We start from the raw sequence: 16,364 nt of genomic DNA, 5'->3' as shown, positions 1-16,364 counted from the left end.
CTTGGCAACAGGAGGTTAAATCAATTCACCGGGAGAAGTGGCCACTTGCACGGAATGCACTTCATGGATGCCTGTCAGCTCAATTTCCCAGTCACGCATTAGCGTGTAGCCCGCTGGCAAGCGGAACATTCCAGAGCTGGTAATATGCTGGTTAATCACTGTGTGCCCATCGGCAATTATCTTTAAGGTCACTGGGTAGTCTCGGGCAATCACCTTACCGCACGTAAAGCCTGCGCCGCCGGGGGGGATCTCATGCAACCGAGAACACCATTGATAGGTCATAGGCTGACCGCGGCCCCAGGCACGAACGCTATTGCCCTGAATCACGTACAGCGTGTCGCGGGTAATGTCGTAGTAACCGCCGCTGGCGTTCACGTCATAAAACTCAACGCCCTCGCCAGGGGTGAAAGCAAAGCAGCCGCCGTTATAGAAAGCCAGGTACTGCCCGTCATACCGATAGGCGTGGATGCTGTCTGGGTTAAGCGCCTGCCACTGTTCGCGGGATATCACCTCTCGGGTCACTACTTTGGCGCCCTCACCACCAGCCGCCACCAAGCCGTCAGGCGAGGCATACATTGCGTAGCCCCCCATATCCACTATCGAGCGTTTTGAGGAGCACGGCTGGTTAACGTTGAGCTTCATCTGCGCCATGGCGGCAGGGCTGGAGCCCGTGACCAACCAGGGCTGGCCAGTGGTCAATACCACTAGCCCACCGCTGATAGCTGAAATACCCACCACCGGATCATCAAAGGCCAGTTGATAGCCCACAGGCCAAGCATGCGGTCGATACGCTTCACAAAAGGCGACGGTGCTACCAAAGAAGCCTGCAAGAATACCGTTGGGCAACTGGGTTAGGCCCTTTAGGTTTGGTGGGGGCATATCCCACTCAACACTCGGCAGAGTACTGCCCAACGCCGCGGAATTGACCTTATCGACATAGCTCGCCCTAGCGGCGGGCACCTCAGCCACAAATTGATAATTGCCGCCGCTCTCGGCGCGGTAGATCCGCTTGGCGATAATGTCAGAGCTTCCGCTGGGAATGCCTGGCAGTGTCAGGTTGACGTTACCCCCTGCCGGGATACCTTCGCCCTCATCCCAGCGGGTAATAAAGTTGGAGGGATCGCTGGGCGCGCTCTCCTCGCCAAAGCTGGTAATACAGGTCACGACATACACGGTCTCAAGCGCCGTGCGCGGCGGGTAAGTAATCTCTTCAATCACATCGCCGTTCTCATTGGTGACCGGTGGCGGTGGTCTTCGATTACTTGGCTCTGCTGCTTGCGGTGCGCTCGCCGGTGCAGGCACACCTAACTGATACCACGCTGAGGGATATGGCCCGCCACCACTCGTTGCCATGCTGAGTGAGCTCATTTTAGGCGCTCCCTGCCCCGTCCAATACACCCGCGCGTAGTTATCGGCGGCTATTGGCGAGCGAACAACGTCAACATCGTAGAAAGAGCTCCACGAAAACCAGAACCCGTTGCCGTCATTACCGGCATCGTAGTGATAAAGGTTAGCGGGATTGGAGACGCCCGGCAGTGATGCCACCGCCAGCGGTGCTTTTTCCGGCTTTAACGTGCCGCGCTTAAGGTAAAGATTTCGCGCCACCTGGGCGTTATTCTCGGGCAGCAACCGAGCGTCAAGAATGGGGAGCTCGCCCCGAAAGGCACTGTGCTGGATTTTCACTATTCACCTTTTAGGCAAAAAAAAACCGCCAAGTCGGCGGTTGATTAAATACGCAGCAGGCAAACCCGCTGGAAAATGTATGAGATTAAAGAGTGCCGTCCCTGGCCATTCTAAGTCCTTGCTTACCCTTAACCTTCCATGGTGTGACGCGTTCGTCTTGCTAGAAGCGGCGTCCCTGGCGTCACATCTTTACAGTAGCAGCGTATTCGCATTTCCTATGTAAGAGATCGCTGACTTTTTTGTAAGAGATCTCTTACAACAGGTACAAAAAAATGATCAACGGCCGACTTATCTGAGGCTATTCAATAAAGAAACCCTGTCCTCAATCCCACAGTTTATTCAGAAGTTCGAGAACTGAGCCACCAATGGCTCCTGCAGCTGCGCTAGGTAGCACTGCGGCTAGACATCCAGGGCCAGCCACCGCACACCCCGAAATACCACCCACGATAGCCCCTTTCGTATCTGCTTTCGCCATACCGAGCGCAGGGTTGCTATCCTCTTCAGTAGAATCAGGATCACTCTCCGTAGACATAGCCACGGTCGAATACACCTCCAGGTCAGCGTTATAGATTGTCGCTTGACCATCATCGAGAATGCGCTGCGCAACAGTTACCGCATCCGCCAGCCCATCCTCCTCAACGCCATGGCCCATGTTCGACTCTTGGAAGTCTTCTAGTATGGTGAAAATCTCTTGGAACTCCCGCGCCTCACTTATATCACCGGACACATTTAAAAATTTTTGATACGTTTCCTCATTGACATCTGAAGCGCCAAGAACTTCGAGACAATGTGCGGCTGTTTCCATTGCATATGAGGGTTCTTCAGCAAAGTCAGCAACTTCCAGAAGTGTATAGAGCGTATAGCTCATGTTCTCGAAACTTCGATCTTCGGTATCAAGGTCTAAATCATCAGCATACATATAAAGCGTATCTGCATTGTCTAGCACTGATTCAATGACCATCGTGTGATCTTCGACTCCTAGTTCTAAGCATTGCTCAGGCAGGCCGCTCTCCAAAGCCGGTTGAGCGTGAGCATGCGATGAGATCACTATAAGTGCCAGTAAAACGACAAAACCGTTTTTGTTATTCATTGCATGTCCTCACTTACAATCGAAATGGCAGTCACCAGCTTTCCAATTAAGCATAGCAACGCTAGATCGGAAGCTATGATCAAATAGACCATCAACACGTTGTTGGTTTTTGTGAGTCTGGCTCGTTAGGCATCTAATCGACCGGTATAAGGACGTGACTGAGAAGGCCCGGCCAGCGAAAGAGTTTAAAGAGCGGTAGCGTGGGTCTGCTGCTTTATTAAAGTCACAAAAAAAACCGCCAGTAGGCGACGGAATAGCACAAGGAATGGATTATGCTTCGATGTTTAAAGCATGACGGAACAGCTCGTCAACGTCCTCATCAGCTAGCTCTAAAAGCTGCGTTATTTCTAGCACCGTAGGGCTTAAGCGTCTGTATTCCCTAGCCAGCTGCCAGGCTCGACGAGTTCTTTTAGGCGTTTCCGGGTCTGCCATTAAGGCTTCTACTCGGTCTAAGTAACCAAAATCGTCAAGTGCTTGCTTAGCTTGAAACTCGGATACCGTTGCTGTCTCGCGAAAATGCCGCAGCTCAAACTCTTCGTTGGACAATCCTACATAAGGAGCTACTTCAATTTTTCTTGCATTCTTGTCCTGCAGAATGCGGTTATAAAGTGCTCTTCCAACTTCTTCTGAGTCATCAAACCTAGCAGTGAACGGAATCCAGCCAAATTTTTCATGTTTGACCTCACAATTAATTTCACCTTCATTGCGGGTATAGGTAGGGTTTCTGTAGTTCATTAAGAAATCCTCTGCCAAAGCGTTACGTTACCTTGCGCACTCCCTTCCGCCCTGCCCATACACATCCAGGTGCCAGAGACCCGGATAGAGGAGGACACGAACATGCCATTATTCTGTGCCGTAAACATCGGGCTTAGATCGCTACCTGGAACCGCTTCACCCCGTAGTTTTTGTGTGTTTTTCATGTACTGAGCAAGCACATAACTACCTACAGCACCGAATCCGCTTGCTGGAGCGTATCGGTCATCGTGATCCCCACTGGTGCGGTGAGCGTTCATAGCTGCCGCATTTAGAGCGTGGGAAGTGCTGGTACTGAAGCGGCTAGAGGTGGAGGGCACTCGGTTGAAGTTAATAGTGCCTGATTTGATGTTGCCTGCGTCTAGGTTTGTCAGCCTACTACCGTCACCCACATGACGGCCTTGAGCGTGTATGTCACCGTAAAAATAGTGACGGCCCGTTGAGCTATGGTAGTGAGTGTATCCAGTATTACGGTTACCAATTTCCACATCACCATTGCTACTGTTGGAAATTTTCAGTCCGTTTGTTGCCCCATCTAACGTTACACCAAGGGGAAGTTCTAAACGCCCCAAAAACTTCACATCTCGGTTTTGATAATAAAGCTCCATCGCCTCATTCGAAGGAAGCCCGGTTTCTGCATCTACCGTCCCCATTCCTATGTGCCCACGGCCATTACCGGTGTAGGTTAAATGCAGTACAGCGTTACCCTTTTTACCACTTTCACCCAGGGAGATACCGGCACATTGTTCAACCCCAATAGCTCCGCCAGTCCTACTGTTTAATGTAAGCCAGGGATTGGGCTTCTTGATCATCAAGTCGTCACTGAACTCAATGTCGTCAGTGGTGATCTTCATATCCAAGTTTTCGGTAGTCCAGACCTCGGCGGGTGTTGACCAATTGCTGCCATGGTTTCCACCAATAAAAAGACGATTTGCATTATTCTGTGGAAGAAACAAAAACTTGTTATATGCAGTCCCGAGTGACAGCCAAACTAAATGTCCATTTGCACCTTCGGGCTTATTAGTCGCACCTGAGTTGGCGTAGTGGAAGCCACTTGCACGCTGGGCATTCACATCAGCATTGAACGAAGGGCTTGTACCATCTTCCCGTAACGCGAATACGGTACCAGGGATGTCGGTCTCGCCCACTAACTCCAAATTTGTAACCGGTTTGCGACCCGTAACGTCAACATTTCGCACCTTAACGCTGCGAAGTTCAGCACCTCCCATGTTCAATTGCTTGTCTTTATCATTCCAATAGACGCGCAATTGCCCAGTACCGTATGAGCTGTTGTAAGCACCAATGTAAAAATATCCGTTGTTATGCGTCAGTCGCGCTTTTAGGTCGTTGCTGCCGAGGTCGGCCCCATCACGTGGAACGTATTGGCCATGAGGGTTCTCTGCTTTTTCATGCTCCATTAGTGCCTGCCCTGCCCGCGCCTCAATATCGCTAGCCGCCCCGGCAGTCATGCGTAGCTCGATAGGCGTGTCAGGATCATAGGCATAGGCTGTTCCCTCAAGCGCACGCTCAACGGTTAGCACATCCCCCGCCAGGGCTGTGACCTTCACCACTTCGTGATCAAACTCACGCATCCCCTCGCTGGTATACTCCCAGCGGAAAAGCGTTGCCCGGTACCAATGGTTACCTGGATCGATAAAGTTATGGCCAGGTTGAAGCGTGAGGCGAGTGTCTGCTGCAAGAAAGGGCTCGGCGAGCTTGCCGCGCACGTTATTGGCATAAATCTCAGCCATTAGAAATTCCTCACGATGACAAAAAATTCATCTTGGCGAACACGCCCCTCGCGCGTCCGCGTGGTCACCTCGACTTTGTAGCGCTCGCTATCGGCCCCTCCGGAAAGCCAAACTTTTACGCGCCGGTTGTCGTAGTCTCGCGTGATCGACTCAACCACCAGCCCAGGCGGGGTTACCTCAACGGTAGGCGCCACCGTATCCGATAGGCCGTCGCTTTCCGCTAGCCACTCGCTATAGTCGATGTCGTAATCCCACTCGTCAGCAGGCTGCATCGTGAACGTGCCTAATATCGCCATTAGCTCACTACCATGGTTCGATGTTCGTAAGGAATTCGCATCGTTCGTTGATCCTCAGGTACAACCATTTGTCGATACTCAGGAGCAGGATTGGTGATGTTGACGCTGAGGCGTGAGCGAATCACTGACGCAGTCGAGCTCATATCGGCGATGCAGTGAACTATCCGCACAGGTTCGGCGTACAAATCAGCAGTGACGCTAGAATCAGTATCGCCGCGCAGGGCGAGCCTGCCGCCTACGTCAAGCGTGGCCTGAATATCCAGTAACGCGGTACCGCGAAGGGCGACGCGGCCGTCCTCTTCAAAGGTACCCACAACTCCGCCATCAGAATACGCTCGACGAATGCGCCAGGGTGTAGCCTCAAGGCGTGCCGTGCTGGCAACGATGCGCTCTCTAGGCTCAACGATAATTGTCCATATCGCCTCACCTTCAGCGTTTGCTGTTATTGCGGCTTGCGCTGCGTGTGTCCTGGTGGGCAATGCCGTTATGTGGGCGTTGGCGGCTATATCTGCCGTTTCTTGGGTGTACGTCCACCAAACAGCCTCCAGCGATGCCGATACAATGCCATCGTTTACCTCAGCGCCACGACCAGGGATAGACTCAGCCGTAAGTCGCGCAGCTACTTCTGCGTCAGTAAACGCACCCGCTAGTCGGTCACCATCGCTTTGAGCATGAGCGGTAACACTCAATAGCGTGTAGCCCGGTTGAATGCCGTTAATGTGTGCTTCAGCAAATAATTCACCACTGACATAAAAGTCAGTGATGCCGCCTGCATAAATATCGCCATCCAAGTCGGCGGTAGCGAGGATAGCGCCGCTTACAGAAGCCCGCTGTATACGCGTGGCCAGCGCATCCAGTACAGCATCAACCGGCACAGCTGAATGCCCGTAGCGTGTCACCACGCCCCAGGCGGTTAGCTCAGCGTCGGCATAACTATCAGAAAAGAAGCGATGCACAACTTCGTGGACGTCAAAGGCGGTAGTTACTTCGCCATCAACACCCCCAAAGCGTGATACCGCCTCTTCAGGCAGAAACAGCACCTCGCTACTGAGGAATGCACTGGCTAAATCTCGTGGTCTATCGGCAAACAAGTACGCAGTTGGATAGCTAACGACCCCTGCCGCTCGTTTCGCCCACGACAGCCCCTCAACCAAAGAAGCTGTCGCACCATCTGCGCTCGCCCTTATCGCCAGACGGCCACCAACCTCCATTGCAGAGCTACCGTTTCCTTCTGCAACGCCAGCGTGAGCATGTAACGGCTCGGCGACCGACGACATCGATGCCGAAAGAATCGCCGACGCCATTAAAACGCGAACGCGGGTGGCACCGCTGTTATAGGCGGTTGAATTAAATGCCGAGCCGTTAAACATGCCTTAGCCCCTAATCCAGGCGCAGAATAAGCGCGCCGGTGGCGAAACTAATCACATCGCCAACCTCCAACGTTTTCGGCGTGGTGAGCGCTTCGTGGTACAGAAGATTGCCCGCGTTCAGCGAGTCATAGATACCTATATGGGTAATGGTGATGGTGTGTGCCGGGTCATCATTCTGTACGGCATCAAAGGTCACGCTCGCGGCATTGTTCGTCCGTGTGCGCCCTTCGGCATCCAACGCTGGGCTGGTCCAGCTGCCTGTTTGCTTACGCGCATACCAATCCTCGTCGACCTCGCGAGAAATCTGGTTTTCATCGGTAGGATCAGCGGTAAACAACGCTAAATGCAGATCAGCCACGGCGGGCGCGGTGAAGTTATCCCCGCGCAGCGTGGCATTAATCATGCGTTGTTCCAGATAGTTCGACATAGCTCCCATGGAGGTTACCTCTCGGCAAGTGGGGAGTGGGTTTAGACAAAGGGCCGCGCTTTAACGCGTGCGCCACCTCGGGCATGGCCGAGTCGGGAATGCTGCTTAGCGTCGGTGATGCCCGCCAAGAAGCGTCGTTCGTAGTAAATGGCGAGCTCTGGGTTTTTCCAGGGCTGCGGCATCATGAGCAAACGCCAGCAAGCACCATCGGCAATCGGCCCCGCCCATAAACTAGTTACTTCACCGGGCGGCATATCGCCCCGCTTAGGTCGGCACGCAAGACGGCCACTGACCGCGCTTTCGCTGGGTTTTTGGTCAAAGTGAGTGTCGGTTGGTGAGTGTTGTTCGAACCCTTCCCCCTGCACAACCTCTCGCCCATTAAGGGTTAGCGAGACAATGCGTAGTGGCTCGCCCTGTGGCGCGACAATCATGGGGTAATCAGAGTCAGCACCATAGATAATCGGCTGTTCATCGGTTACCCATGCGTCGGCTTGGGTACAGAACTCTCGCGCTGCCCATTGGACAGCTTCACGAATCGTCATTAACGGTGCTTCTGGCACAAACGTTATGACGTCTTGAACTAAATCATCACTGCTCATTATCTTGCCCGTGGCGGATTAGATGAGCCGTCAGGCGTGTTAGGCGAGGTGCGCTGATCGGTCTGCACTTTCTGACCTAACGCCGACATATACGCCTGCATGTGCATTTGGGCACGGTTGAGATTGGCCGCGTGCTCAGCATCTTTGCTATAAGCGCGATAGAGAATGTAATCGGTGGCCACCGGCACATAGGCATCGTTAAGCTTAAACGCTTCGTTTTGAATCGCGTTTAGACCAGACCCTGCGTTATGTGGCGTAGGCACTGCTGAATAGATAATCTCCAGCTTTGCACCGTTAGCCGCTGGTGGGTAAACGTAGAAATGCGTCGGATCCAAGTCATCGAACATGTACTGTTCGATTTGTTGTGCCGCAGTATCTGAGTGCCAGCTCCGTCGCGTTGAATCCAGCGCCCGCCGTGTAGTGACCATAACCGCCATTTGGCTGCCTGCGGTATTACGCACCACATCGATGAGGCTAAGCCCGTCGGAAGGTATTTGCTGACGCGTGCCCACAGTGAGCGCCATTTCTGCGTTCACGGAATAGGCATCAGGCTTGATCTGCACAGCCGCTTGATAGAACTCATTCAACCAGCCAATCAGCTCTTCGTTTGTCCAGCGGGTACCAGCGGCCGTCACTTCCTGCAACACCAGTTTGGTATTGCGAATGACGGTGCCTACAGTCGTGACGGCCATGGCTTACACCTCCTTCATATAACGGCTTTTCGCCAGCGCCGCCGTCCAGGGGAAAGTGCGGCCGTTCTTCATGTGCTGAAGCATACGCCCCTTGTACTTAGGCTTTTCGGGCTCAGGTGCATTGTTAGCGGCATGGTCGCCAGCGTCCGGCTCTAGCTCCTCTGAGGTGGTGACGCCCTTCTCTGCCAGCATCTCAGCCGCCTCAAGCAGCTCGGCGCGTATGGTTTCAACGCCTTGGCGCTTATTTATCTCCACACCTAGCTTGGTACCCAGAGGCTCCAAATCGTCTTTTGATTCGGCTGCCTCGATTTGCTCAATCAATGTCTTGCTCATCGCTTGTTACCTCACGGTAAGTAAAACGCCACCCCGGAGGGTGGCGATGTTAGGCGCTTAGGCAGCGCGCTCGGCGTAAAGGTGACCCATGGCGTTGGGGTCGATGACCTCATAGCCGAAGACATTGAGCCCACGCACCAACTGGCCGAAGTCAGTCGGGTTGGGCAGGTTCTCCATCTTGGTCATCTGTGACGCAAAGGTGAGCGCTTTCTTGTGGCCAAAGATCACGTTCGTGGCTTGGCGGGAGGTACTGGCATCGGTGACTTTCGACATGTTGTTGCTCACATACACGTCGAAGCGATCGAGCATGCCGACCTTCCCATTACGGAACACAGATTTACTGTCTCCCATCGCACTCGCATCGCGCAGGTCGGACTTTTTAAGCATGCCGTTCATCCACGCGGGCAATACAATCCAGCGCGCGTCGTCAGGAACGTTCTGCTCATCGAGCACCGAACCGCAATCCACTAGCACATCCAGGATGTTGGTTTTGGAGATGCTCACCGGCGCACCGGCTTCGCCCATGTCGTAACCACCAGACTCTTTGCCTGCGCCCGCTCCAGCGTTCTCGGCAGCCGCATCGGCAAACACATTCCCCAGGATCACCTTGTCGATGGCTATCTTCATCTGCTGGCCAGCGTCGTCTGACCAGTTGTCCATCAATTTTATGTCCGCCTGGTACTCATCTACATCATTGACTTCAAAGGCAAAGTATTTCGCCTTATCAATGTGCAGCTCGACTTTGTCACCAGTGGGCTTCTCGTAATTGAGGCCGCCACCAATCTCATAGTCTCGAATGGTGATAGAGGGCGTGGTGCGGATCATCACCGTGTCGCCCTGGCTTTTAATCTCCCCCTCATAATCCGTATTAGAAATTTCAGCGAAACACGTTCGCGTATACAACTTCTCAATCATCTTTCCCGACCAGACCTGCGGAATGAAACCCGGGCTGGAGGTGCTGGAGTAGTCGGGATGACCTGCGTCGCGTGTTGGACCTGCCATTGGAATAACCTCTTATCGCCTCACGGCGAGGTATCGGAACCGCCAGCCGGGTTAACGAACCCGGCCTTCACGTTGGGCGGCGAAAATGTCGGCTTCCAGGCGTTGCGCTTCCTCCGTCGCATAGCGGCCAGCGGTCTTATCGCGATAGAACTGGGAAATCTCTGCACCCGTCCACAGCTTCCCGCCTTGAGAGCTCGGCGTTGGGGCTGCTTTCGTGGTACGAGGCTCCACCTGCTCATCGGGAACCGTGCGCTTTTCCGACGCGTTAGGCTTCGCCTGACTCAGATAGAGCTTGAAAATATCAGCCACCCCCTTCGTATTTAGGGACTGCTGCGCCTCACTCAGCGCTTGCTGATACTGCTTACCCGATTGAGGATCAAACTTGCTCAGAAACTGCAGGAACGCGGGATCGCTATTGACCTGACGGAAGCTAGGCACCGCCTGCTCCAGGCTCACCCAAAAGCGCGCCTCTGCGTCTTCTCGCTTCTCGGCTGCATCTGCTTCTTTCTCAGCTTCGAGGCGGTCTAAACGGTCTTGGAGCTCTTTGGTGTTGCCTGTTTCTGGCGTGGCGGACTTCTGTTTCGTCATGCGCTCAATGAACGTCACCAGGTCTTCGCCAAACTCCTGCTTGAAGTGGGCGAGCTGGTCGTCACTGATACCGCTGTTATCGGACGCAGGTGCTTGTTGCTCAAGCTCCTGAATGCGCCGATCTTTGTCAGCGACCTGCTGCTTTAGCTGTTCGTTCTCTTGGCGCAGCACTGGTAACTCACCGTTGTACTTGCCTTGCAGCACTTGAAACCGATGCTGCCAATACAGCGCATCTTGGGTTTCTGGCTTAGGCTCGTCTTTAGGTGGCTCAGCGGGTTGCGCGCCTTCGGGCTTGGCCGTATCAGCCTGCTTTGTGTCGTCTTGCGGGTTTTGCTCGCTGTCAGGAGCCGGGGCTTTGTCTTCCACATCAACCTCGGGATTCTCTGACGGGCGCTCAAAGTGCTTGGCGGCAGCGGCAGCTTGTGCCTGAACGGACTGGGGTAATGACATTTCAACTCCTATGACGCCTCTCGGCGTGTCTGTGAGCCGGACTTAGCCGGGGTTCACGATTCGGGTAACGGGTTCAACCTGCAGTGTTGAGCGTTGCCCACAAAAAAACCGCCTCGATGGAAGCGGCTTGCTTGTGAGGCAGGGCAGTGCCTAGCTATTTAAAACGCGTATCGACGACTTCTCGCGCGGTTTCTAACTTTTCGATCAAGCCTGCCAGGGCGACAGCCTCGCCCTGCTTGCGAGCCAGTTCAAGCGTATCGCGGCATTGCTCCAGGGAGGTGCGACAATCCTCGCGCTGGGACTTGAGCATTGCCAGCAGGCTTTGGCCGTCCTGGCTGCTGTTGATTCGCGACAAGGCTTTCCACTGCTGTGCTGTCATGCTGGGCTCTCTGTGTTTCAGCGATTAACTTGGCAATCTTAGCCAGCAGGTGCTGGGCATCCAGTGGCGCCTGCTGCTGGGCGATCTGGGTGTCGGCTTGGGTTTCAGCGGCATCAGCGCCGTACTTCTGAGCCTGCGCCTGCTTAACGGCCACCTCTGCTTGGGTTTTGGCCTGCTCTAGCTGTTGCTGGGCTTCAAGTTGGGCCTGCTGCGCTTGTTGCTGCTGGGCCAGGTTCTGTTCCATTTGCTCTTGCGTCGGGATGAGCCCCGGCATATCCAACTTCTCGGAGACGCTATTCAGCAGCTTGCGGCGCCCTTCCATGCCCAAGATACCCATATCGGTTTCGTTGTTAGTGAGCTGCAGGAACTGCTGGCGGAGCATGTTGGTTTGCTCGCGGATCAACATCGCAGAACTGCCACGAGCTACGACATTGCAGTCTCCTTTGATAGTCGGGTCATCGCTGTACTGCATGTTGTAGAGCCATAGCGCCTCAATCACACGCCGCATCACGCCGCGGTCAATGTGGCGAATCGCGTCTTTGATGCCCTTGTTGGCGGACTCCATGAGCATCGATAGCCCGCTGGCTGTATTGCCTGCCCCGCCAACGTTTTCGTTGCCATAGGTGTAGCGAGGAATATTGGTGGCATCATCGGCACGCTTTTCAAAGGCGTCGTAAACGCTCAGCAGCTCGGCGGCATTGCTTGAAGGCTGGAAGAACCGTACGGCTGCGTTGTTGCCGGTAACGTTACCGTCTTTGGTTCGCCATATTTTCCACGGGTAAATATCGGTCGGGTCTTCGTTGGGCTGTAGCCGCTCTTCATAGACTTCAACTTGCGGGCCTGACGAAATGGCTAGGTTATTCACCAGGCTGCGCGCCGTGGCATTACACACGTCTTGAATATCCGCCATTAACTCTGGGATTGCCTGCCCCCAGAAGCTACCCGGTACCGGCTGATAACTGGCCTTGTGGTAGGGGCGACGCTCCAACGGATCACGATTAATGCGCACGCGAATAACGTGCTGGCCAATTAAGATGGCTTCAATCTCGTATTCAGCCAGCGGGTCTTCGATCTCGTCGGGGTTAATGCCCCACTGCAGCAGCGTGACACCCTGGGCACCGCCGGAATAGATCAGGCCGTCGATGGTCTCGCCATGGGTTAGCCACTCATGGCCACGCCCTTCCAGCTCGGCACGCTCGCCATCTGTCCAAAGCCAATCGCGCAAGCCGCCTTGGCCGTATTGCTCCAGTACGCGGCGAATAGCCTCTTCGTTGAAGGAAGGCACGCCAATCAACTGGTTCAGCTGCATACGGGTAAAGCGTGCCCGCTCGATAATGAATGCACCATCATCAATGCTGGTAGCATCAGGACTCGGGTACATATCGAACGGTGATACCCGCTCAAATTCTGGGCGTATCGTCGTGGTTTTGACCGGTTGCCAACCTTCTAGCCATTCCAGCGTCGGCACACGGCGTAGGATCGGTGCACGGACAAACCCTGTCGGGTAGGTAACAAAGTCGTCAACAAACTGTTCAAACGCTTCACTCCAGCCGCCTTCGGCCAACTGATCGGCAATGGTGTCCTCGTGACGCTCGGCGGCCTCCTCGGCCTTTTCCTGCGCCATTTGCCGCACTTGTTCCCGCGCTTGCTCAATTAACGCAGCCATATCGACCTGCTGGCCTTCTTGCTGCGCCTGCATCGCCTGCTGCTGGAGCTGTTGAAACGCCGGCATTACGTATTCGTCCGGCACATCGGCAACCGGCGTTGGCTGCAATCCCCAGGGCTGCTCATTGGCAGGCATCATGATGTCCCGTATCCAGGCACCGGCAGCACGGCACTTGGTAGCGGTAATCATCATATAAATTTCGGCGCCGCCCTCCTTACGGATAGCCGCTAGTTTGTCCGGAGAGTACTCCCCTTTGCGGCGGCGCAGGCAGTCCAGCAAGCGGTACTCTACTTCCTGCTTGGCAACCTTTGCCGACTCCCAGGAGCGTCGTATATGCGCGCCCAGCGACGACTCCATCAGTTGGCGACGGCGCTCTTCCTCTGCGGCCATCTGCTGGGCAGCGGCTTGCTCTTCAACGTGCATATCCGACGCAGATTTGTACTGCAGCAGTCCCAAACTAGCCATTGGCGGCACCCTGCGTTAGCGCCCGGTATATAGCCGCATCTGCAGCACGCTTGTGAGTACGCATGCGCTGAACGTTACGCCGCATCGGCCCTAGCTGGGTGAACAAGTCAGTAACGTAGCCCTTGGGATCATCCAGGAATTCCAGCAGCTTTATGGTGAAGGTCACGCCCATACCGCCTTCCACATCAAACTGCAGCCGTATGCCGGGCTCAGGCGTCGATACCTTCTCCTCGATGATGATCATATCGATCTGAACGTTGCCCACATCAGGGCGAATCTTCTTAGAGGGGATGGGTATTTGGTGCTTCATCAATTCTTGCGCAATCCCCATCGCCGCATCGCGGGCGAGCTTTTCGATATCACGGCTCTGCAAACCGGATAGGCGCAGCGCTGCCGTATTAGCCCGCTGCTGCTGTGAGCTGTCAGGTGCGGAATGAATCATAGCGCCTCCCGGCGTGATTAAGTGTGAGCAGCCCAACTGCCACGCCTGCCTGTGTTGGCTGGCGTGCCAGGCAGTTGAGCTCTTGCAAATAGTGATGACCGCGCGAGAGTTTCCAACGCCTTGGCGCCGTGCGATGCCCAATCATGGCGAGGCGTCGGCTTGTACACACCGCGCTTGTCGTCCCATTCTTTCCGGTAGTTGTCGAGGCAGAGCACGCCCTGGTGACAGTCCTCTTCATTGATCCAGCACATTGGCAGAAACTGGCGCGTGGCCTGCACACCTTCGGCGTGGTTAGAGATGCGCGGAACCGTTTCAAAGTTGATGCCAAAACCTTTGGCCACATCCGACCGGCTCTTACCGGTACCCAGCTCCCTAACGGCGAGATCATGCGGGCCAAAGTGGCCACCGTAGCGGTAACCCTTCTTATTGAGCAGGTCGGCGTAATACTCGATCCCTTCGCCCTCGCCTTCCAGGTAATCCACCAGGTGCACTTCGCGCCCAACAACCTGAGCAAACCAAATCGCCATGGTGTCGTTCATGCCCAAATCCCAAGCGGTATAGACCGGCAGGCTCGGATTAACCTGCACCTGACTGGTGAGTCGCTTGTGCTTACGCAGGAACTGCATTTGCGTGGCGAAGTACGCACCCTCGACCGACTGACTGAATGCTTCTTCCGGCGTGCTGGGGTACTCCCGCTGCATATCATCCTGCAGCTTCTCGGCTTTCTTGGCGTACCACGCCTGCTGACCCGCCGTGGTTTTAATACCGTGCTTGTGTTCAAGCTGCTCGAAATACTCCCGCAACCGTTGCGGTACCACGACGCCTTTGGGGCTCATGGTGTACGTCGGCTCTTGCCACCAGGGGAAGAAATGAAACTGAAAATCCATTTCTGTCAGCGGTCGGCCCATCTCCTTAAGCTGCTGCGCCGTCTGCGAGTAGTCGAAGAAGTAGCCTTCACGACCCTCAGCGGTACTTTCGAGCGTTATCTGATTGCCGATACCCACCGCTTCAAAGGCGCCGGTGACGATCTCCTTGGCCTTATGAGGAAACTGGCGGCAGATCTTGCCAAATTCCGATACGTGCAACCGCTGTAGCGTACCGCCACGGTACGATGTGCTTACCTTAATCGAGCTCCCGTTATCAAAAACGTAGGCGCCAGAACCTGACTTATCGCTGATCGTCTTGGGTATTTTGGTACCCAGCATTTGCAGCAGCGCGTGCCAGGCGTCGTCGATATTCTCGTAGGCGAAAGTAATCTTATTTCTAAATATGTCCTGGGCATCTTCCAGCTTGTGGCAGATACAGCCCGCGGCGAAGTTGTCTTTGAACAGACAATCATCAAGCGCGTCGATCATTTCAAAGGTGGTGAAGCCCAGTTGGCGAGCTTTTAAGATCAGGTCAAGGCAGTGGCCGTTCAGGTAACGCTCTCGCTGCGCTTTGTTAGGCTTAAAGCGGATCTTCTTACCCGACTTATCTTTGATCTTGTAGAGCGAGTTCAGCCGAAACCACTTTAGATCCAGTGCTGCCAGCAGGTCGGCTTTATCGGTTAGCCTGCCCTTTGCATGTGCTCGCAGATAAGCCTCTGCGCGCTTGACCTGGCGCGCCCGCTCACTCGGCGGCAGAATCACTGGGCGCGACCTCTGCCATTAGTTCTTCAAACGTCTTAACGCCTTCGTCTTTATCGTTGGCATCCAAACCGTAGTTCTGGCGCTCAAGCTTGATCACCCGATCGAGGGCTTGGGTACCATGGCCCATGCACTTGCCGACGTACTCCAGGGGAATATCAATCTCAGTCACGCCAGTGGGTAGCTCAACCTTGATCTTCCCTTCTGCCAGCTGACTTTCCAGGCGCTCGGCATAACGCTCAGCAATGCCCCGCCATCGCTCTAACGTCTTGCGGTGCCCCTTAACCACAGCGGCATTCTCACTGGCCGCCTGCTCGACGACCTGCTCATCGTCCTGGTCGTAGGCGGCTTGCGCTTCAGGCGTCAAAGTGGCGCGGGTAATCTTCTCCTGAGTACGTTCACGTACACGCTCGGTAAGATCCTTCTGCCACCCATACTTCTTGGCACGGCGAGAAATATTCGAGCGGTTCACGCCGTGGCGCGCTTCAAGCTGCGCGAGAGAGAAACGACCGGTGCGATATTCACGCTCGATCAACTCCCAGTCGTGTCGTTTAGCCATAAAAAAACGCCACCCTTAACAGGCAGCGTCTCCATAAATAGGGGCCGGGCGTCTCACGACGTGCCGGCGGTTGGTGGCAGTGCCTCACGGCATGGCCAGGGCGACGCTTCACAGCGTGGCACAATTAGTCTACTGACCCTTTAATAAGTCATTTTACGTATATCGTGGCAAATATGGCTTGAAATACTTATTAA

16 protein-coding genes are annotated in these 16,364 nt (G+C 54.6%); all 16 read right to left on the bottom strand.

What is annotated here, in order from left to right; all coding sequences use genetic code 11:
* Nucleotides 1-15: 15 nt before the first annotated feature.
* On the bottom strand, nt 16-1,683 hold the full coding sequence (locus QT231_RS02880; RefSeq protein ID WP_308335419.1) for a hypothetical protein: 1,668 nt from the start codon (nt 1,681-1,683) through the stop codon (nt 16-18).
* A 322-nt stretch (nt 1,684-2,005) separates the two neighbouring features.
* Nucleotides 2,006-2,773 (bottom strand): hypothetical protein, encoded by a 768-nt coding sequence (locus QT231_RS02875; protein ID WP_308335418.1) that lies wholly within the window; start codon nt 2,771-2,773, stop codon nt 2,006-2,008.
* A 270-nt stretch (nt 2,774-3,043) separates the two neighbouring features.
* Nucleotides 3,044-3,508 carry a hypothetical protein gene (locus tag QT231_RS02870; RefSeq protein ID WP_308335417.1) on the bottom strand — a complete coding sequence of 155 codons (465 nt, stop codon included), beginning with the start codon at nt 3,506-3,508 and terminating at the stop codon, nt 3,044-3,046.
* Nucleotides 3,508-5,277, bottom strand: a complete 1,770-nt coding sequence (locus QT231_RS02865; RefSeq protein WP_308335416.1) for a hypothetical protein — start codon at nt 5,275-5,277, stop codon at nt 3,508-3,510. Before QT231_RS02865 ends, QT231_RS02870 begins: the two co-directional genes overlap by 1 nt.
* Nucleotides 5,277-5,573, bottom strand: a complete 297-nt coding sequence (locus QT231_RS02860; protein ID WP_308335415.1) for a hypothetical protein — start codon at nt 5,571-5,573, stop codon at nt 5,277-5,279. Before QT231_RS02860 ends, QT231_RS02865 begins: the two co-directional genes overlap by 1 nt.
* On the bottom strand, nt 5,573-6,943 hold the full coding sequence (locus tag QT231_RS02855) for a hypothetical protein (RefSeq protein ID WP_308335414.1): 1,371 nt from the start codon (nt 6,941-6,943) through the stop codon (nt 5,573-5,575). Before QT231_RS02855 ends, QT231_RS02860 begins: the two co-directional genes overlap by 1 nt.
* A gap of 10 nt (nt 6,944-6,953) precedes the next feature.
* Nucleotides 6,954-7,370, bottom strand: a complete 417-nt coding sequence (locus tag QT231_RS02850) for a hypothetical protein (RefSeq protein WP_308335413.1) — start codon at nt 7,368-7,370, stop codon at nt 6,954-6,956.
* A gap of 41 nt (nt 7,371-7,411) precedes the next feature.
* Entirely contained in the window at nt 7,412-7,969 is a 558-nt protein-coding gene (locus tag QT231_RS02845; protein ID WP_308335412.1) for a hypothetical protein, read from the bottom strand.
* Nucleotides 7,969-8,661 (bottom strand): DUF6682 family protein, encoded by a 693-nt coding sequence (locus QT231_RS02840; protein WP_308335411.1) that lies wholly within the window; start codon nt 8,659-8,661, stop codon nt 7,969-7,971. Before QT231_RS02840 ends, QT231_RS02845 begins: the two co-directional genes overlap by 1 nt.
* A gap of 3 nt (nt 8,662-8,664) precedes the next feature.
* The gene (locus QT231_RS02835; RefSeq protein WP_308335410.1) at nt 8,665-8,994 is read right to left on the bottom strand and encodes a hypothetical protein; all 330 of its coding nucleotides are present in this window, start codon (nt 8,992-8,994) and stop codon (nt 8,665-8,667) included.
* Between the two features lie 57 nt (nt 8,995-9,051).
* Complete coding sequence (locus QT231_RS02830; protein WP_308335409.1) at nt 9,052-9,897, bottom strand: hypothetical protein; 846 nt, start codon at nt 9,895-9,897, stop codon at nt 9,052-9,054.
* 150 nt (nt 9,898-10,047) lie between these two features.
* Entirely contained in the window at nt 10,048-11,034 is a 987-nt protein-coding gene (locus QT231_RS02825) for a hypothetical protein (RefSeq protein ID WP_308335408.1), read from the bottom strand.
* A gap of 248 nt (nt 11,035-11,282) precedes the next feature.
* Nucleotides 11,283-13,544, bottom strand: coding sequence for a hypothetical protein (locus QT231_RS02820; protein ID WP_308335407.1), 2,262 nt, complete (start codon nt 13,542-13,544; stop codon nt 11,283-11,285).
* Entirely contained in the window at nt 13,537-13,986 is a 450-nt protein-coding gene (locus QT231_RS02815; protein ID WP_308335406.1) for a hypothetical protein, read from the bottom strand. The genes QT231_RS02820 and QT231_RS02815 overlap by 8 nt, the downstream gene beginning before the upstream one ends.
* 17 nt (nt 13,987-14,003) lie before the next feature.
* The gene (locus tag QT231_RS02810) at nt 14,004-15,614 is read right to left on the bottom strand and encodes a terminase (protein WP_308335405.1); all 1,611 of its coding nucleotides are present in this window, start codon (nt 15,612-15,614) and stop codon (nt 14,004-14,006) included.
* On the bottom strand, nt 15,595-16,170 hold the full coding sequence (locus QT231_RS02805; protein WP_308335404.1) for a hypothetical protein: 576 nt from the start codon (nt 16,168-16,170) through the stop codon (nt 15,595-15,597). Before QT231_RS02805 ends, QT231_RS02810 begins: the two co-directional genes overlap by 20 nt.
* Between the last annotated feature and the right edge of the window lie 194 nt (nt 16,171-16,364).

Source organism: Halomonas sp. SpR1, assembly GCF_031010175.1.
GTDB lineage: Bacteria > Pseudomonadota > Gammaproteobacteria > Pseudomonadales > Halomonadaceae > Vreelandella.
Note: the sequence above shows the minus strand (reverse complement) of the source record. Positions and strands in the feature narration are given on the sequence as shown.